This window comes from Thalassospira profundimaris (assembly GCF_003326755.1).
Taxonomy (GTDB): Bacteria; Pseudomonadota; Alphaproteobacteria; order Rhodospirillales; family Thalassospiraceae; genus Thalassospira; species Thalassospira profundimaris_B.
In genome coordinates, this window is sequence record NZ_JPWH01000010.1 from 148,798 (window position 1) to 165,304 (window position 16,507).

The 16,507-nt window shown below is 54.8% G+C and carries 16 protein-coding genes and 5 tRNA genes; 14 read left to right on the forward strand and 7 right to left on the reverse strand.

Going from position 1 to position 16,507, the window contains the following annotated elements; genetic code table 11:
- Positions 1-14: 14 nt before the first annotated feature.
- The 6 genes from TH25_RS13305 to TH25_RS13330 all read left to right on the forward strand — a co-directional run bounded on the left by TH25_RS13305 (position 15) and on the right by TH25_RS13330 (position 1,917).
- Positions 15-1,301, forward strand: coding sequence for an MFS transporter (locus TH25_RS13305; protein ID WP_114088910.1), 1,287 nt, complete (start codon positions 15-17; stop codon positions 1,299-1,301).
- Positions 1,302-1,397: 96 nt separating this feature from the next.
- Positions 1,398-1,473 (forward strand) — tRNA-Glu (locus TH25_RS13310).
- A 34-nt stretch (positions 1,474-1,507) separates the two neighbouring features.
- Positions 1,508-1,583, forward strand: a tRNA-Glu gene (locus TH25_RS13315).
- 34 nt (positions 1,584-1,617) lie between these two features.
- Positions 1,618-1,693: transfer RNA gene (locus tag TH25_RS13320), tRNA-Glu, on the forward strand.
- 36 nt (positions 1,694-1,729) lie between these two features.
- Positions 1,730-1,805: transfer RNA gene (locus tag TH25_RS13325), tRNA-Glu, on the forward strand.
- A 36-nt stretch (positions 1,806-1,841) separates the two neighbouring features.
- Positions 1,842-1,917 (forward strand) — tRNA-Glu (locus TH25_RS13330).
- A 160-nt stretch (positions 1,918-2,077) separates the two neighbouring features.
- Here the strand turns inward: TH25_RS13330 and TH25_RS13335 are convergent.
- Together TH25_RS13335 and TH25_RS13340 are read right to left on the reverse strand one after the other, a co-directional pair.
- A complete protein-coding gene (locus TH25_RS13335) occupies positions 2,078-3,532 on the reverse strand; it encodes a DNA polymerase IV (protein ID WP_114088911.1) in 1,455 nt (484 codons plus the stop codon).
- A 157-nt stretch (positions 3,533-3,689) separates the two neighbouring features.
- Complete coding sequence (locus TH25_RS13340) at positions 3,690-4,976, reverse strand: EAL domain-containing protein (RefSeq protein WP_114088912.1); 1,287 nt, start codon at positions 4,974-4,976, stop codon at positions 3,690-3,692.
- Between the two features lie 290 nt (positions 4,977-5,266).
- On the opposite strand from TH25_RS13340, the gene TH25_RS13345 reads away from it, so the two are divergent.
- Entirely contained in the window at positions 5,267-6,640 is a 1,374-nt protein-coding gene (locus tag TH25_RS13345) for a tetratricopeptide repeat protein (RefSeq protein ID WP_114088959.1), read from the forward strand.
- Here TH25_RS13345 and TH25_RS25440 read toward each other — a convergent pair.
- Complete coding sequence (locus TH25_RS25440; protein WP_258549149.1) at positions 6,633-6,764, reverse strand: hypothetical protein; 132 nt, start codon at positions 6,762-6,764, stop codon at positions 6,633-6,635. The two genes, TH25_RS13345 and TH25_RS25440, sit on opposite strands and share 8 nt — an antisense overlap.
- Here TH25_RS25440 and TH25_RS13350 point away from each other — a divergent pair.
- Both TH25_RS13350 and TH25_RS13355 read left to right on the forward strand, forming a co-directional pair.
- On the forward strand, positions 6,763-7,473 hold the full coding sequence (locus TH25_RS13350) for an SAM hydrolase/SAM-dependent halogenase family protein (RefSeq protein WP_114088913.1): 711 nt from the start codon (positions 6,763-6,765) through the stop codon (positions 7,471-7,473). The genes TH25_RS25440 and TH25_RS13350 overlap by 2 nt on opposite strands.
- Before the next feature lie 95 nt (positions 7,474-7,568).
- Positions 7,569-8,408, forward strand: a complete 840-nt coding sequence (locus TH25_RS13355; protein ID WP_114088960.1) for an MBL fold metallo-hydrolase — start codon at positions 7,569-7,571, stop codon at positions 8,406-8,408.
- Positions 8,409-8,447: 39 nt separating this feature from the next.
- On the opposite strand, the gene TH25_RS13360 is transcribed toward TH25_RS13355, so the two are convergent.
- The 3 genes from TH25_RS13360 to TH25_RS13370 all read right to left on the reverse strand — a co-directional run bounded on the left by TH25_RS13360 (position 8,448) and on the right by TH25_RS13370 (position 12,038).
- On the reverse strand, positions 8,448-9,140 hold the full coding sequence (locus TH25_RS13360; protein WP_114088914.1) for an OmpA/MotB family protein: 693 nt from the start codon (positions 9,138-9,140) through the stop codon (positions 8,448-8,450).
- A 36-nt stretch (positions 9,141-9,176) separates the two neighbouring features.
- On the reverse strand, positions 9,177-9,971 hold the full coding sequence (locus TH25_RS13365) for a motility protein A (protein ID WP_114088915.1): 795 nt from the start codon (positions 9,969-9,971) through the stop codon (positions 9,177-9,179).
- Between the two features lie 351 nt (positions 9,972-10,322).
- Positions 10,323-12,038, reverse strand: a complete 1,716-nt coding sequence (locus tag TH25_RS13370) for a methyl-accepting chemotaxis protein (protein WP_258549150.1) — start codon at positions 12,036-12,038, stop codon at positions 10,323-10,325.
- Between the two features lie 388 nt (positions 12,039-12,426).
- On the opposite strand from TH25_RS13370, the gene TH25_RS13380 reads away from it, so the two are divergent.
- The 5 genes from TH25_RS13380 to TH25_RS13400 all read left to right on the forward strand — a co-directional run bounded on the left by TH25_RS13380 (position 12,427) and on the right by TH25_RS13400 (position 15,227).
- Positions 12,427-12,696, forward strand: coding sequence for a hypothetical protein (locus tag TH25_RS13380; protein WP_114088917.1), 270 nt, complete (start codon positions 12,427-12,429; stop codon positions 12,694-12,696).
- Between the two features lie 374 nt (positions 12,697-13,070).
- Positions 13,071-13,319, forward strand: a complete 249-nt coding sequence (locus TH25_RS13385; protein ID WP_114088918.1) for a hypothetical protein — start codon at positions 13,071-13,073, stop codon at positions 13,317-13,319.
- 129 nt (positions 13,320-13,448) lie between these two features.
- Positions 13,449-13,976: an adenine phosphoribosyltransferase gene (locus tag TH25_RS13390; RefSeq protein ID WP_114088919.1), complete on the forward strand. Its 528-nt coding sequence runs from the start codon at positions 13,449-13,451 to the stop codon at positions 13,974-13,976.
- Between the two features lie 132 nt (positions 13,977-14,108).
- Positions 14,109-14,570: a hypothetical protein gene (locus TH25_RS13395; RefSeq protein ID WP_114088920.1), complete on the forward strand. Its 462-nt coding sequence runs from the start codon at positions 14,109-14,111 to the stop codon at positions 14,568-14,570.
- A 114-nt stretch (positions 14,571-14,684) separates the two neighbouring features.
- Positions 14,685-15,227: a Panacea domain-containing protein gene (locus TH25_RS13400; RefSeq protein ID WP_114088921.1), complete on the forward strand. Its 543-nt coding sequence runs from the start codon at positions 14,685-14,687 to the stop codon at positions 15,225-15,227.
- Positions 15,228-15,252: 25 nt separating this feature from the next.
- Here TH25_RS13400 and TH25_RS13405 read toward each other — a convergent pair whose 3' ends face one another.
- Entirely contained in the window at positions 15,253-16,479 is a 1,227-nt protein-coding gene (locus TH25_RS13405; protein WP_181847605.1) for a ChaN family lipoprotein, read from the reverse strand.
- Positions 16,480-16,507 lie beyond the last annotated feature (28 nt).

Sequence of the window (16,507 nt, forward strand, 5' to 3'; positions counted from 1 at the left end):
CCTATTCCGATAGGATGACAGAAAAAAATCAGACAGATGTGACATCATCGGGCGAGGGATGGGGCCAGGGCAAACTTGCGTTTGTTCTGGTTCTGGTGCCGCTTTTGATGTCTTTTTCCCTTAGCCAGTTTTATCGCTCAGCACAGGCGCTTCTGGCTGATTCGCTGCGGATCGAGCTGGGGGTCACACCCGAGGAACTCGGCTTTATTTCAGGCAGTTTTCATTTTGCCTTTGCCCTGATGCAGATTCCCGTTGGTGTGATGCTGGACCGTTACGGCCCGCGTAAAACCAATGGCATCATGATGATCATGACCGTGCTTGGGGTTGTCGTCTTTGCCAGCGCGCATAGTGTGACCGGGCTGATGATCGGGCAGGGGATTATTGGTATGGGCTGTGCGGCGGCCTTTATGGCAACACTGGTCTGTGCGTCGCGCTGGGTTGCGCCCGAAAAATTTGCCGCAACATCGGGTATTATTGTCGCGTTGAGTTTGCTGGGCGTTCTGGCATCGGCAACACCGCTGGCCGCCCTGATCGAATATCAGGGCTGGCGCGGGGTGTATTTCTGGCTGGCGGGTCTTAGCCTGCTTTCCGTGGTGCTGACCTTTGTCATGGTGCGTGATGACCCGCCCCATATGCGTCGCAAGCAAGCGCGTCGGGGCGAAAGCATGCGCGAAGTTTTGCAGGGCATCATGGAGGTTTGGCGAAACCGGCAGATGTGGCTGCTGGTGGCGGTGGGCTTTTTTGCCTATCCGACGATCCTGACGGTACGGGGCCTGTGGGGTGGGCCGTATTTGCAGGATGTTTTCCATCTTTCCCCGGTTGAAGTTGGCAATATTTTGCTGGGCATGACGATTGGCATGATTTTCGGGCCACCCTGTTACGGGCATGTCTCGCGGGTTATGGGCGGGCGGGCGCGACCGCTTATTCTGTTTTCGGTTTTTGTGTCCACCGCCCTTTTGATCTGTCAGGCGCTGTTTGGGGCCGGTCATGTCTGGCTGGCGGCGGTTTTAATGATGGCTCACGGTTTTCTGGGCAGTTGTGCCACGCTTAACTATGCTGCAAGCCGCGCTGCGGTGCCGCCGCATCTGGTGGGGCGCGCGCTGACAACGGTCAATCTGGCCACCTTTGGCGGGCTTTTCGTATTGCAGGGCCTGGCCGGTATGATCATCGGTCATTATCCGGCTGATGCGGCAACATTGGGTTATCAATGGATGTTTGCCTTTCTTGGTATCGGTCTTGGTGTTGCCGGGCTGGCATTTATGGTCGGGGGCAGGGGGCGCAAGGCACCGAAAAACGGCTAAAAATGCCAAAGGATTAAAAAAAACGTCACAAGGACAAAAAACCCGCTTGACCTTACCCTGTCCAATCGCTAAAAACCGGCCTCGTTAACGCGCTGCGTCCCCTTCGTCTAGAGGCCTAGGACACTGCCCTTTCACGGCGGCAACAGGGGTTCGAATCCCCTAGGGGACGCCACCCGTTAACGGTAAAATGCTTTATTGGTGACTGTGTCCCCTTCGTCTAGAGGCCTAGGACACTGCCCTTTCACGGCGGCAACAGGGGTTCGAATCCCCTAGGGGACGCCACCCGTTAACGGTAAAATGCTTTATTGGTGACTGTGTCCCCTTCGTCTAGAGGCCTAGGACACTGCCCTTTCACGGCGGCAACAGGGGTTCGAATCCCCTAGGGGACGCCACCAGTAAGCATCACATAAAATCGCTTTGCGATCTGCGTCCCCTTCGTCTAGAGGCCTAGGACACTGCCCTTTCACGGCGGCAACAGGGGTTCGAATCCCCTAGGGGACGCCACCAGTAAGCATCACATAAAATCGCTTTGCGATCTGCGTCCCCTTCGTCTAGAGGCCTAGGACACTGCCCTTTCACGGCGGCAACAGGGGTTCGAATCCCCTAGGGGACGCCATTTCCTTGATCGGAAATGTACCAATCACCTTTCCCGGACGGGTTGGGTGATTTTTTGTTTTTGGCCCATTTTCAATGGGTTGGATAAAATTCTTTATCCGGATTCGCGACTCTGACAGTGGCATGTGATTCGTTTGCGGCTGTGCGTTCGCCTTTTTTGCTCAGAACGGAAATTTATGCTGGCGTGGTGGTTTGCCCTGTTTGCGATAGGGGCGGGTTAAACTTTCGCGAATTTCTTCGAGGCTGGGGCGCGGTAAAAAATCGTTGCGGAGATCGGCTTGTGCAGCGGGCTTCATGTGGGCACGCGCAAGGGAGGCTGCGGGGGTGCTGGCGGCCTTTGACAGGTCCTGTGCCGGTATTGGTGATGGCATACGATCCTGGCTGCTCTCTGGGGCGATCGTGTTTTCGTCACCATTGCTTATTGCCTCATGTTGGCATGAGGGGGCAAACAGGTCATCCGGGTCGGCGGCATCGGCGTCAAACAGGTCGGAGACACCAACGCCCAGCAGGCGGAATTTGGTGCCGTCAATTTCTCGCTGTAACAGGGTCATGGCAGTTTGCAAAATCACGTCCTGTTTCAGGGTCGGGTAGGTCAGGCGCATATTGCGGGTGCGGGTTTTGAAATCGGCTGTTTTTAATTTCAGCACCACCGTGTGGCCCGAAAGGCGTTTGCGCTCCAGGTCGCGGGCGACCCGTTCGGCAAGGCGCGTTAAAATATCCGCAAGCGATGCCAGATCGGCGAGATCGTCGCTAAAGGTTGTTTCTGACGACAGGCTTTTGCGTTCGGACGATGTTTCAACCTGGCGATTATCCTGCCCGCGGGAAAAATGGAAAAACCGCTTGCCAATGCTGCCATAACGCCCCTGCAATTGATGGATGTCGAGCCTTTGCAGTTGCCCGATGGTTGTAATGCCATCCTGGTGCAGTTTGCGTTCCATCGCGGGGCCTACCCCCCACATCATGCGCACCGGCTTGTCCGCCAGGAATTCAACCGCCTCTGCCTGACCGATCAGGGAAAAGCCAAACGGCTTTTTCAGATCCGAGGCAATTTTTGCCAGAAACTTGTTATAGGACAGGCCAATCGACACCGTTATGCCAACCTCCCGGAAAATCTGCTGTTGCAGGGCGACAAGATTTTCCGCCGGGCTTTTGCCCGTGCGCGCATAGGCATCGGTTAAATCCATAAAGGCTTCGTCGATGGAAAGCGGCTCGATAATTGGTGTTACGGCGCGCATCATGTCGCGAATGCGCATGCCTTCGCGCTGGTATTTTGCCATATCGGGGGGCAGGAAAATGCCATCGGGGCACAGTTCGCGGGCCTTGAAGGCCGGCATGGCGGAACGAACGCCAAATTTGCGGGCAATATAACAACAGGTCGAAACCACCCCGCGTTTGCCGCCCCCGATGATAACCGGCTGTTTTGCCAGTTCCGGGCGGTCGCGTTTTTCGATCGAGGCATAAAAGGCATCGCAATCGAGATGACCAATATGCAGGTCCGGGAGTTCGGCATGGTGGATGACGCGTTTTTGTCTGCATTGCGGGCAGGGCATGTCGCGCGCCGGTAAAACCTGCGGGCGCCATTTATGCAAGCACTGGGGACAAATCGCGTAAGTCATCCCGTTTTTGTACTGCTTTTGTTCGTTTCCTGCAAAGAAGATTTACCGCTTTCCTGCCAGGAACTGACAGGACCTGGGCGCGCCAGAAGCGTTAACCCGGATGGTGGGTGAAATATCGGGCGAGGGAAAGAAGAATGCAGGAAAGAAGGGTGCGGTTTTACACCTGCGGTTTGCGCGGCGGGGGGGCTTTTATCGGTCTGGCCGGTTTTGCAGATTGTTTGCTGGCGTTTTTGGTGCGGCGGCTGCGGGCAACCATATTGTCAACATAGCGCCCCTGAAACAGGGTAATGCCGAGCGATTGTCCGAAACGAATGGCCGTTGGCGTATCACAGCGGCATAAAATAACCCGTTCGCGGCCGGATTGCTGAACCAGCGTATCCATTTCGCTGTATTTTTTGCGAATGACGTTATCGGTCATTTCTTCACGCCAGGCGACCTTGATGAAATCCGCCTTCAGGCTGTTGCGATCAACAAATGACAGCGATTCCACTGTCAGATTGTCGATCAGAACGCGATAGCCGCGTTCATGAAATTCGTCGCGCAGGCGCAAATAGGTTTCCAGATTTGAAAACAGATCCACCTGGTTAAATTCAAGAATGACATTGCCCGGCCAGTTGCGGCGCACGATTTCGTCAAACCGTTCAAATTCCCGGGTGGTCAGGGTCGCCAGGTTGAGATTGATCGAAAAGGATGCCGCATGTGTTTTAAAGGTGCGTTTGCACAGATAGTTCAACATGCGTTTGTCGAGCACTTCGGTCATGTGCTGAAACAGCCATTTATTTGATGCCAGGTCGATATTGGGCATGATGGCATCGCGCAATTCGGCGATGGAGACGAAAAATTCGTCAAAAACCGGGTGAAGTTCGCCCCCATTGGTTTTAGACAGCACACAAACCGGTTGCTGACGGATATGGGCGGAAAGATCGGCGCTGTGAATTGTTTCTTCAAGCTGTGCAAGGTTGTCGGCATTGATCGGCTGCAACTGGACCTTTGGGTCGGCAGCCATATCGCGCCGTTGCTGCTTTTGCGCGTTTTCGCTCATATAGCGGCATAACAGCACAAATTCCTGAAATTCGGTATTCAGGTTGTACCAGGTGCAAAAACCGGTTTCTTCGCTTTCATCCTGTGCAACCGGATCATCGCGAAACAGATAGCGCAAAGTTTCAACACCCGGTTCGACATCGGCAATGGATTTGTCTTTCCAGATGAATAGCAGGTCATTATTGCTGAGCACGAAAATGCGCCCAACAAACAGTTTGACGTAGCTTTCAAAGGTATTGGTCGCAACACGGATATGATAATCGCGCCGGTGAAAGGGTTTGAGACGCGACAAATGGATATGCACCGCGCGATGCCCGAATTTCCGGGTTTCGAGGCGTTGCACGTAATCAAGCAGCAGGTGTTCCTGCAGCGCCTGTTGTCCATATTGTTGCGGTTCGATCAAGTACAACTCCCTAGCGCGTTGCTTTTGGGCTTTGACCCGGTTTTCCAGTTTAAGGCATTTTCCTTAAACGACGAAGCCGGACCTGATATTTTTTGTGCAATTTCGTTTTTTTGCAGATATTAGCCATACCGCATAGTGAACGGATTAACAAAGCGATTTTAACGATTTATTGCAGGGTCATCGGTCAGTTTGTTGTGACAGAGTGTGCCGCTGGCGGGGGTCTCGCAAACTTGACAGGAACACGGGGAAGTGCTCCCTTGTTTTGCAAATCGATAAATGGGGATGGTGCGATGAACGCGGTATTAAATAAAACCGTGACTCCTGCAGGTCGTGGGCTGCGTGTGCTGCTGGTCGCCGGGCTGGTTTCGGTTGCGGCGGCCTGTGCCCCGATTGGTGATCAGGAATTCTGGAACCAGGCAACATCCTTTGCCGGCAAGGATGACACCGCCCTTGGCCTGTCCGAGGTGGTATCAGGCAATTATCCGGCTGCGGAAAAATATCTGGATGCCGCGATCCAGCGGAATCCCCTGAATGGTTATGCCCTGTTATGGCGCGGTATTGTGTATCAGAATACCGGCCGCCCCGATAAGGCCCGCCAGGATTATGGTGCGGTGATGGCGGCCAACCCGCCTGGCACGGTTGTGATGGCAGGGCCGACGACAAACCAGTTACGCCCTTTGCACGATGCGGCACAATATAACCTTGAAAGACTGGAGCAGGGGCTTCCAGGTGTTGTCGGGCTTGGCCCGGGGGCGACCGGCGTGGCGGCACAACCGGCCAATGCCGGTTCAATGATGTCCGCGCCGTTTGATAACGTTCAGGATGTGCCATCCGACGTCCCGGCAACCAAATCGGCGGCAGAGGCCAATATTGCCAAGCGGTTCGAGATTTTGCGCAATTTGCAAAAGGCGGGCCTGATTACGCCTGAAGAATATTCTGCCCGGCGGGCGGCCAATATCGGCGCGCTGCTGCCCATGACATCACCGGCCCCGGCGGCCTATTTGGACCGGGAGCCGCCAGACGGGCGTGAAATTCAGGACCGGCTGGAACAGTTGAATAAATCGCTGCAAATGGGCGCGGTTTCGGTGCAGGATCATGTGAATGAACGCACCGCAATTCTGGATGGTTTGCTGCCGGCCGAACCCCGTGAACGGGCAACGCCCGCCCCGGCCCCGCAAGGCTTGATGGATGCGGCACGCAAAATCGCCCGGATCGAGGATTTGCAAAAAGAAAAACTGATCACGCCAAGCGAATTTACCAAAGAACGCAATGCCATCGAGGCATCGATCATTGAACCGGCCAATGCCAGCATGGTTTCGCAGGAAGGACAACCGGTGCGCCGGGTTGCCCAGGCCACGGACGCGGAAAGTCGCCCGGTTAAAAAGGTGGCATCGGCACCCGCTGCCAAACCGGCAAAACAGTCCGGCGGGGCCGAAATTCATTTGGCATCCTATCGCAATCAAACCCAGGCAGAGCGTGGCTGGCTTATTCTCGGCAGTCGTTTTGCCAATGAACTTGCCGGGCTGGATCATGAAATTCGCCGTGTTTCGGTGCCGGGTAAAGGTACTTTTTATCGTCTGTTGGCTGACGGGCTGGACCCGGCAAAGGCCAACAAAGTTTGCGCGGATCTGAAACGTCGCGGACAATATTGCGATGTCAAATGACCTTGCGGGTACGGCAAACCAGGGGCGATGCGGGGCGCGCGCGTGACGCGTCGTCATTGTGATGTTTGTCATAGGCCAGTGCCAAATTCAGGATCAAACTGGCAGGCAAACAGGTTACGATCATGATTCTGATTTTTAGTGATTTTCATTTTGCCGGTCCCTATAGCGGTGCAATGCAGGCGGCTGTCATGCGCTATGCCGGGCCGAAGGAAGGTGTTGTCAATTTGATGCTTGATGCCCCAGACCGCGACCCGATGCGATCGGCCTATTTACTGGCAGCTTTGCGGTGCGAATTTCGGGCCGGTGATATTGGTTTGTGTGTTGTTGATCCTGGTGTGGGCAGCGCCCGGCGCGCTCTTGTTGTCCGGTGTGATGACAGTTATTTTGTCGGTCCGGATAACGGGTTGTTTGAAGTGCTGATACGCCGCGCCCATGACGTGTGCCTGTGGCAGATAGATTGGGAACCGGACGGCGCATCGGCCAGTTTTCACGGGCGCGATATTTTTGGTCCGGTGGCCGGGATGCTGGCGGCAGGTACCGGTTTTGCCCGCCATGAACTGGCCGCAGATGACCGTTTTGCCGATGCGCGGGACTGGCCCGATGACCTGGCCGAGGTCATTTATATCGATGGATATGGCAACGCCATGACCGGTTTGCGCGCCAGCCATGACAGGGCAACAGCATCGATCTTAACCCTGGGCGATATGGAAATAACCCGGGCGCGTACTTTTTCGGATGTGCCTGCAGGGCAGGTCTTTTGGTATGAAAATTCGTTTGGTCTGGTCGAAATTGCGGTTAATGGGGGGGCGGGCCGACCAGTTGCCAGGGCTTGACGTGGGGTGTCCTTTGGGCTGGATAGATGCCGCATGAGGATGAATGTGCTGCTCGCGACGGTTTGGGTCGCCAAGAAGAACGGGAAACGCGTGCGATGACCATAACGGTCAAATTCTGGGGGGTGCGGGGCAGCATTGCCTGTCCGTCACCGGACCATATTGTTTATGGTGGCAATACCAGTTGTGTTGAAATGCGGGTTGGCGACCGGGTCCTGATTTTTGATGCCGGTACCGGTATTCGCAATCTGGGGCGGGATCTGGTGCGCCGGGGTATTTCCAGTGCCGCCATTTTTCTGACCCACACCCATTGGGACCATATTAACGGCTTTCCGTTTTTTGTTCCGGCCTATGATCCGGGCAACAGCTTTGAGATTTTTGCCGGGCATCTGACCGGGCAGGGCGGGGTGGAAAAGGTCTTTTCCGCGCAAATGGCAAATCCGACTTTTCCGGTGCCGCTTTCGGCCATGCGCTCGCGCCTGTCCTTTTGCGATTTTGAAACCGGTACGACTCTGTATCCCGTGTCTGGGGTAACGGTGCGCACGGCACCTTTGCGCCATCCCAACGGGGCGGTGGCCTATCGGGTGGAGTATGCGGGGGCGTCGGTCTGTTATGTGACGGATACCGAACATCAACCCGGCAAAACCGACCAAACCATTTTAGACCTGATCGCGGATGCGGATCTGGTCATATATGATGCCACCTACACCGATGCCGAATTTGAAAAACGCATTGGCTGGGGGCATTCCACCTGGCGGGAAGGTGTGCGCCTGTGCCAGATGGCACATGTCGGCCAATTGGCGCTGTTTCATCATGACCCTGACCATGACGATAAAATCATGGCCGGGATTGAACAGCAGGCGCGTGCGCAATGGTCATCGGTTTTTGCTGCTCGCGACGAGATGACAGTTGAAATTGTCGGCAACAGGACGACCTGATTGCGCACCCCCCTGCAGGTTATGCCTGGCGGGGGGTGTTTAGCGCGAAAATTTCGGGAATATGCGGATTTCCACCCGCCGGTTGGCTTCCTGGTTTTCCGGGATAGGGTTGCCCGCGTCATCCTCGTTGGGCAATTTGGGCATGGTATCGCCATAGGAAATGGCGCGCATCCGGTCCGATTGCGGGTCAACCCCCAGCGCACCAAAGAAACGCACAACGGCAATGGCGCGCCCGGCGGCCAGTTCCCAGTTGGATGGGAAGCGCGGGGTGTTGATCGGGGTATCGTCGGTATGGCCTTTCACCTCGATCTGGAAACCCATATAGCGCGGCTGTTTCAACAGATCGCCAACATCCTTTAAAAACAGCACCGCATCGCGGGTCAAATCGGCTGAACCGGGCTGAAAGAACGAGCCATTCGCCAGTTCCATCAAAATGCCTTCGTCATCGGTGCTGACATGGACGGATTTATCGAGTGCCAGATTGAAAACCACGTCTTTCAGGTCGGTTTCGAGAATTTCGGTCGGGCGCACCACGCTGCGTTTGCCAAGATTTTGCGCAATCCCGGCCTGGATTTTTTCAAAGACCGGCAATTCGATTTTGGAAAAACTGACCAGCATAATGAAAAACGCCATTAACAGTGTAATGGCATCGGCATAGGTGGCCAGCCAGTCTTCACTGATTTCTTCCGGTTTCTTGGTTTCCGTGAGGGGTGATCTGCGACGCCGTGTCATGAGCATTTCCTGTGTGCCGGAAGGAACCAAACCGCCTTATTCAGGGGCCTTGTCCATGTTGAAATGGATGGCGGGGTCCAGAAACGAATTCATCCGGTCCTGAATGGCGCGCGGGCCTTTGCGGTCGGCCAGCATGATCAGCCCTTCGGCAATCAAAGAATTGCGAAATTTCATGATTTCTTCGCGCTGCTGGATCTTGCTGGCGGCGGGAATGAAAAAGAACCGTGCTGCAACAATGCCATACAGGGTGGTGATCAGGGCGATGGCAAGCCCGGCACCTAGCGAGGTGGGGTCATCGCCCATTTTATCAAGCATGATGACCAGCCCTACCAGGGTGCCGATCATACCAAAGGCCGGGGCTGCCCCTGCCATGCTGCGCAAAATATCCACCGGGATGACGGCACGGTTATGCGAACTTTCAATGGCATTAAACAGCATGTCCGAAACGTCATCACCGTTATAGCCGGTAATGACAATTTCCATTGCCCAGGCCAGAAAAGGTTCTTCCTTGTCAAGGCGGCTGATTTCCTGTTCCAGGGCGTTGATGCCCTTTTTCTGCATCAGATAGCCCCATTTGACGACACGGCCCACTTCGCTCGTTAATTGTCCGCGGCCCATGCGCGGGGCGCGAAAAATTTTAAAAATCAGTTTGATCGCCTGAAAAACATACCTTGTTTCATAGGCAATGAAGGTTGCCGCGAATGTTCCGCCCAGCACCATCAACACGCTTGATAGGCTGAGAAACACGACATAATTGTCAGTCGAAATATAAATCGACGCAACAAACAGGCCGATACCGGCCAGAATCCCCAAAATCGTTGTCAGCGACATCGCTTTTCACGTTCCCTTAAACAGAAATCTTCCTGACTTCCGCCCCCAATGCGGATCTGCCACTGGCAGCGCCCACGAAAAATCCATCATAGACTGCGTTTGCCATACTGTTAAGCAAAGAGCAGCCCCAGGCTTAAAATGCTTCCAGAAGGGATGGGTTCAGAACTGTTTGGAAAACAACCATCCCCGAAACTATTTGATATGGTTGGAGGAGACCATTCGTTCAAGGCTGATAGCGGCCTGGCACCGTTTTGTGAAGTCAGGAAAAAGCACCCTGCGTCCCAATTTGAACACAGAGTGCCTGATTTTTAAGATCACAAATGATCAGTTCCGTTGTACGGGCCGGAATATTCAGGCCTTGCGGATCCCTTCCAGGAACCGGTCTACCTCGGCGCGCAGATTTTGCGAAAGCGTGCCCAGTTCTTCGGCGACCTGCAAAACCGAATGCGCCGACTGGTCGGTTTCGGCAACCGTATGGCTGACGCGTTCAATATTGCGGGTGACTTCCTGGGTGCCGATGGCGGCCTGTTCCACATTGCGGGCAATTTCGCCGGTGGCATCGGCCTGTTCGCGCACGGCCTCGGAAATGGTGTTGGTAATGTCGGTGATGCGCAAAATAACGTCGGAAATATCCTCGATCGATTTGACGGTTTTACCGGTTTCATTCTGAATGGTGTTGATCTGCTCGGAAATATCCTCGGTGGCACGTGCGGTCTGGTTTGCCAGGTTTTTGACCTCGGCTGCGACCACGGCAAAACCCTTGCCTGCTTCGCCCGCACGGGCCGCCTCGATGGTGGCATTCAGGGCCAGAAGGTTGGTCTGACCGGCAATGTCGTTAATCAGGCTGACAATCTCGCCGATTTTGCCTGCCGCTTCGGACAGGCCCGCCACGGTGCGGCTGGAAACATCCGCCTCCTGGGAGGCTTCGGCGGTGATTTCGGTCGATTGATGGGCTTTTTCGCCAATTTGCGTGATCGATGCGGTCAAATGCTCTGCCGCACCGGAAACCGTGCGCACATTGGTTGTGGCCTCTTCCGAGGCGGCGGCAACCGTGGTGGCGTTTTTGCTGGCACGGTCGGCAGCGCCCACCAATTCACGGGCGGTTGTTTGCATTTTATGGGCGGATTCCGAAACCGATGCGACGATGGTTGCGATGATTTTTTCAAAATCGCCAATCAGGGATTCCAGGCGGATCATGCGGCGTTCGCGCTGTTCCCGGGCGGCCTGTTGTTCCTTTTCCATGCGTTCCTTGGCGATGGCATTGGTTTTGAAAACCTCCACCGAACGGGCCATTGCGCCAATTTCATCCTTGCGCTGGGTGCCGGTAATATCCAGGTCGGTTCTGCCATTGGCCAGATCGCGCATCACGCCCCCCAATTGCGAAAGCGGGGTGATCACGATGTTTGACAGCAGGGCGCGAATGCCAAACACGGTCAGGATGGCAACAGCAATGCCGCCAATAACGATACCGGCCAGAATGGTGTTGGTTTTATGTTCTTCGGGTGCGACCGACAGGCTGGAGGACAAAACGGCAATAACATCGCCTTTTTCTTCGTTCATTAAGCCATTATGGCAGGTAAAGCAGACTTCCTGATTGGCACCTTCGGTCACACCCAGCACGATGGGCATTGACATGCGATAGGTGCCTTCGTCGGTATAGCGACCGACAAGTTTGCCCGTTTCGATGGCTTCCTGGTCGATGGCATCGCGCGGCAGTTTCAGGGGTTTGTCGCCATTTTCCTTCATGTAGGCCAGGGTTTTCGGGGCCCAGACCGACCACAATTCACCCGGATAATCCTTGTTGCGGCTGTCAAACCAGTTATTGAAGACACGAATGCCAATATCGTCGCCATCTTCAATTCTGGCCGCCATGACATTGACGATCAGGGCATGGAGCGACGTCAGTTCGTTATCACTGAGCTGGCGCAGCTTTGCATCCATTGCACGGCGTTCGGTCATGGCAATCAGGACAAGGGCAATCACCATGACAAGGGTGACACCGACGGCAGATGCCAGCATGAACCGTTTTCGGATACCCATCCGTTTCCAACTGGATAAAAGCGCCATAAATTTCCCTCAAGCCTGTCAAAAGACTGGAATAAGCACAGCGGGATTTCCCACAAATCCGGGTGTGCGAGATGTGAATTAACAACCTGAAAAATCCCGCTTTTAGGCCAAGGAAACATTGATTTGCCTCAAGTCAAAAGCGATATTCAGAAATATTCCAAATTTCATCGGCAATATGTCGCCGGTTGGCGGCACTTTTTATGTTTTATATGCTTTCGGGGCCGTTATGCGACAGAATCGTGCGTGACAAAGGCAGGTGCAAATTTGTCCGCATTCGCGGAGAGGCGGTTGAAATTGGTGTGCAAGCCGGGCATACCATGCAACCCTATACAGGGTCTTCGCATCTGACGGATGTAACATATCAAACAGAGAATGGTTGGGGACTGGTATGAATATTAGCTTTGCGCAGGCGCAGCAGAAACTTGAAGAAATTACTGCCGAGATGCTGGTCCTGATCCGTCAATACGGGCTGGATGCGGAATCCCCGTTTGATGTTATCGCGGTTGCCCGTCGCAAAATTGACAATCAGCAGGACTATGTCCGCTTTCTTGAACTCTCGCTCGAGGGGCGCATTTACGGCGAATATGCCGATGCCCTGCAAAAGCAGATGGACCGCCAGGCTTCGGAAACAGACGATCCTTCCAACAATATTCATTAACACCCACAGCATCGCCGGGGCCTGTGCCATTCCGGTCGGATGGGGTGCGGTCTGACAGGCCGCCTGTAAAGCTGGCGGTGGTTTTTTATCTCGGATCGTTGGGCAGTTTGGATATGTCTGCACCCGGGAAGCCGGTATTGAAGCCCGGTATTTATGGCGTATTTTCAGATATATGCTGGCATGTATCCGGGGGTGTGGCAGCCTGCGTCACAAAATGTTCGCCAACATGTCACCGTCCTGCAGTTGAGAAACCGTATTTTCCGGCCTATATCGCGGGGGTCGATGCGATGTACCAGCGAGTACACAACAAACGCATCGCCATGTCGGGCGCTTTGCCGGGCATATCCGGGAAAACGAGTTACAGGATGGCGACCATGAACAAAAGCTATGTTCAGACCCTGATGGAAGTCGAAAAGGTTTTTGGCCAGATCAATGACCACGATTATCGTTTGTACCGGGCGGTGTGGGGCAACCGACGCGCAGCCGATATTGGCATGCCGCGCGGCACCCGTGCCGAAATCAGCCGCAAACTGGCCGACGATTTTGTTGTTGCCGCGCAAGGCGGCGTGACCGGCCAGGCCATTGTCGGCGGGCGCAAAATGGATTTCCATCACGCCGCCTGATAGGATCGGGTACATCTTTGCCGAATGCAGCATTGCAATTTTTGCCCCGCTGCCCGATTTTAAGCCGCCATCCGAGCATATCGGGGGCGGCTTTGTTGTTTTCTTTTCCGGCCGGAGGCCAGACCGTTCATGTCGATTAAATCGCTGATCCGCACCATTCCCGATTATCCCAAAAAAGGGATCATGTTTCGTGATATCACAACCCTGTTTGCCGATGCCGAAGGGCTGCGCGAGGTTGTTGACAGCCTGGCCGGTGAATTCCAGGATCAGAATATTGATGTCATTGCCGGGATCGAGGCGCGGGGCTTCATTGTTGGTCCGGCAGTGGCCCTGGCCCTGGGTGTCGGGTTTGTGCCGATACGCAAAAAGGGCAAATTGCCGGCAAAAACCATATCGGTGGAATATGATCTTGAATATGGATCCGACATTGTTGAAATTCATCTTGATGCGATCAAACCGGGCCAGCGCGTTCTGATCCTGGATGATCTGATTGCAACGGGCGGAACGGCGCTCGCGGCAATTGAGCTGGTAAAAAAGGCGGGCGGTATTCCGGTATGTTGCGGTTTTATCATTGATCTGCCTGATCTGGGCGGGGCAGACCGCATCCGCGCGGCGGGTATTCCGGTTTTCAATCTTGTCGAATTTGAAGGCGATTGAGTTTCTTTTGGCGTGCCTGAAAGGCGGGGCAGGGCGGAATCGGCGGAATTTGGTGATTTTTCTGTTAAATTAGGATATAATCATTTTAAATGATCAGATGATCATCCATCCATTTCCACAAGGGTGAGGGTCATGATTCCGCAAGTACCAACTGCACAGGCCACCAATGCCGCGATGTATGCCACGCGGTTGGCGCCTGCGGGTGCGCGCGGTATTGCCTCTGTCACCCGCAGTGACGGCATTGAACAGCCCAATGAACGGTTTGGCTATCAGCCCGATACCGATGGCACCCTGTTTAATGCCTTTATCGAGGAAAAAAACGGCCACGGTACGTCGCACGGGGGCGGCCAGAATCAGGAAAAATCCGGTGAAAACGCCGATAAGGGCCGTCCCCGGAAAACGGCAGGGGATTTCAGGCGCGAGGGTGGCGTTCCTGCCGGTGTCAGTGGTCCGCGCTTTGATGAATTGCTCGATTTTGAAGGCCCGCTGGATTTGGGCGCGCGCCGCTCGCCGCAATCGATGTATGCAATGGTCAATGTTGTGACCCACGGCGGCATGCCCGAACGCGGGCAGTATCTTGATTTCCAGATCTGATGTCACCGGTCGGTTTTTCGATGGGTCTTGTTGTCCGCCCGGCTGCTGGCTATCATGCGCGCATGATAGCGGCCGGTCTGACGGCACCAATATTTGCGGGTTTGCAGGACAGGAATGAAACAAAAACCGGTTCTTTATTCGGTATATGATGTAGCGTTGCGCCTGATTGACCATGCGCTTAATGACAACGAATATCTTCAGCCGCAAAAACTTCACCGGTTGCTGTATCTTGCGCAGGGTTATTTTGGTGCGTCCTATCATGGGGCAATGTTGATGCCCGCCCTTTTTGTGGCAGAGGAACCCGGGCCGATTGAACCCAACCTTTATGTGCTGATGGAAGAAACCCGCCCCGATGTGCGGCTAAAGGCCATCAATGACAAAACCCGCCATTTTATCGAAAGTGTTTGGCGGCAATTCGGACACCATTCGGTGGATCATCTCAATGCCTCGATCCGCAATCATGCCCCCTATCAGGAGGCCTGGCGGGCGGGGCCGGGAACATTGATTTCGTTTGAGGAAATGGTCCGTTTTTACACCGCCGTGCGCAAATCGGCGACAACCCCCGAGGCCGAGGATGTGGTGCGCCCGCGTGTCATGCGTTCGCACAAGGGCAAACCCGTTGCCACGACCGACTGGCGGCCACGTCGCCTTAAGTAACTAACGCGGCTTAAGCCTGTTGTCTTTAATCCCTGGATTGGGCTGGCGGGATGGGGATGATCAGGCGGGTCGGGTTATCGGACGGTTCCGGGTCTATCACCGGGTTTTTTGATTCTGTCTTGTACTCCGGTCGCGATGGCTTCTCTATCGGTGTGTTTTTTGGCTCTGCCCGTTCAGTGTCACCAGCTTCATTACCGGCATTGTTACCGGGTTTGGTGCTGTGGGGGCTTGCATCCGTTTCCTCCTCTGCCGGGGCGTTGTTCTTTTGCGGCGGTGCCTTTTTGGGCGTTAAGGGGGCCAGTTTGTCGCTGCCATCGTCGGAACGGGTGGTATCGGCATTTTCGGCGGCGGAATCTGCGCCGTCATCCTGTTGCGCCATAGGGGGCATCTTGATGCCCTCGCACGGGTCGGGTTGTTCCAGCCCGGATGTAAACCAGATGAAATCCACACTGTGTCCCGGGCCAAACATTTTCAGGAAATCGCCGGGTTTGGCGCTGGAGGCCGAAAGGTCGGGGGCCTCGATCATGGCGATGACGATGCTGGTTCCTTTGGGATCAAAGCGTTTTAAGTGCCACGGCACCGCGACATTGGCGCGCACATGCATCGCCCCGGCAATCAGAAAGGCACCTTTGATCCCTTTCATATGGGTGGCATCAAACATGGCGCGCGCCAGCGACGCATCGCGGGCAAACTGGATGGTACTAAAGGGCGGGGCCTGGTTTGGTTTTAGCATCCCGCAATGGGTATCGACAATTTCCTGGTCAAACAGGGTTTTGACCGTGTCGGGCAGGGGCGGCAGGGCCAGTTTTTTCGCAAGGGGGGCTGGCAGGGCGGCATTGCCCTTTTTCATCATCGGGCCAAGCAGGGCATCGGGCAAGTTACCGGCAATCATGGGTAATTGATGGTTTCGTGCGGCCTGGGCAATAGGCGAATAATCATGCCAGGAGGGCCAGCCACTGTCTTCCCAGCCGATAGCAGCCCCCAAATCTTCAATTTCAAGGTCCGGGTTGTCCCAGGCGGCATCAAGGTCGTCCTGCCGGTCACGGTTGATCATTTCCCAGACAACGGCCCGTTTAAGACCATCCCCGGATAGCAGATCCACCAGCTCTGCCTGGCGTTGATGATGGACCAGGTTGGTGTGACTTTCGCCCAGCAGAATGTACTTTGCCCCCGCCGCTGCCGATTGCAGGGTTTCGAGGCGTACATATTCATCTTTGGCGACATCAAATATCAGGCCGGGGGTTGGTGACATCGGCCCGAAATAGGAGCTTTCCGCCCAG

What these genes read in the sequence shown, in the direction of transcription:
- TH25_RS13305 (WP_114088910.1), top strand. Translation starts at nt 15, where the DNA reads ATGACAGAAAAAAATCAGACAGATGTGACATCATCGGGCGAGGGATGG.
- TH25_RS13360 (WP_114088914.1), bottom strand. Translation starts at nt 9,140, where the DNA reads ATGACACGGCGTCGCAGATCACCCCTCACGGAAACCAAGAAACCGGAA.
- TH25_RS13395 (WP_114088920.1), top strand. Translation starts at nt 14,109, where the DNA reads ATGATTCCGCAAGTACCAACTGCACAGGCCACCAATGCCGCGATGTAT.
- TH25_RS13345 (WP_114088959.1), top strand. Translation starts at nt 5,267, where the DNA reads ATGAACGCGGTATTAAATAAAACCGTGACTCCTGCAGGTCGTGGGCTG.
- TH25_RS13335 (WP_114088911.1), bottom strand. Translation starts at nt 3,532, where the DNA reads ATGACTTACGCGATTTGTCCCCAGTGCTTGCATAAATGGCGCCCGCAG.
- TH25_RS13355 (WP_114088960.1), top strand. Translation starts at nt 7,569, where the DNA reads ATGACCATAACGGTCAAATTCTGGGGGGTGCGGGGCAGCATTGCCTGT.
- TH25_RS13405 (WP_181847605.1), bottom strand. Translation starts at nt 16,479, where the DNA reads ATGTCACCAACCCCCGGCCTGATATTTGATGTCGCCAAAGATGAATAT.
- TH25_RS13400 (WP_114088921.1), top strand. Translation starts at nt 14,685, where the DNA reads ATGAAACAAAAACCGGTTCTTTATTCGGTATATGATGTAGCGTTGCGC.
- TH25_RS13390 (WP_114088919.1), top strand. Translation starts at nt 13,449, where the DNA reads ATGTCGATTAAATCGCTGATCCGCACCATTCCCGATTATCCCAAAAAA.
- TH25_RS25440 (WP_258549149.1), bottom strand. Translation starts at nt 6,764, where the DNA reads ATGATCGTAACCTGTTTGCCTGCCAGTTTGATCCTGAATTTGGCACTG.
- TH25_RS13380 (WP_114088917.1), top strand. Translation starts at nt 12,427, where the DNA reads ATGAATATTAGCTTTGCGCAGGCGCAGCAGAAACTTGAAGAAATTACT.
- TH25_RS13370 (WP_258549150.1), bottom strand. Translation starts at nt 12,038, where the DNA reads ATGGCGCTTTTATCCAGTTGGAAACGGATGGGTATCCGAAAACGGTTC.
- TH25_RS13385 (WP_114088918.1), top strand. Translation starts at nt 13,071, where the DNA reads ATGAACAAAAGCTATGTTCAGACCCTGATGGAAGTCGAAAAGGTTTTT.
- TH25_RS13365 (WP_114088915.1), bottom strand. Translation starts at nt 9,971, where the DNA reads ATGTCGCTGACAACGATTTTGGGGATTCTGGCCGGTATCGGCCTGTTT.
- TH25_RS13350 (WP_114088913.1), top strand. Translation starts at nt 6,763, where the DNA reads ATGATTCTGATTTTTAGTGATTTTCATTTTGCCGGTCCCTATAGCGGT.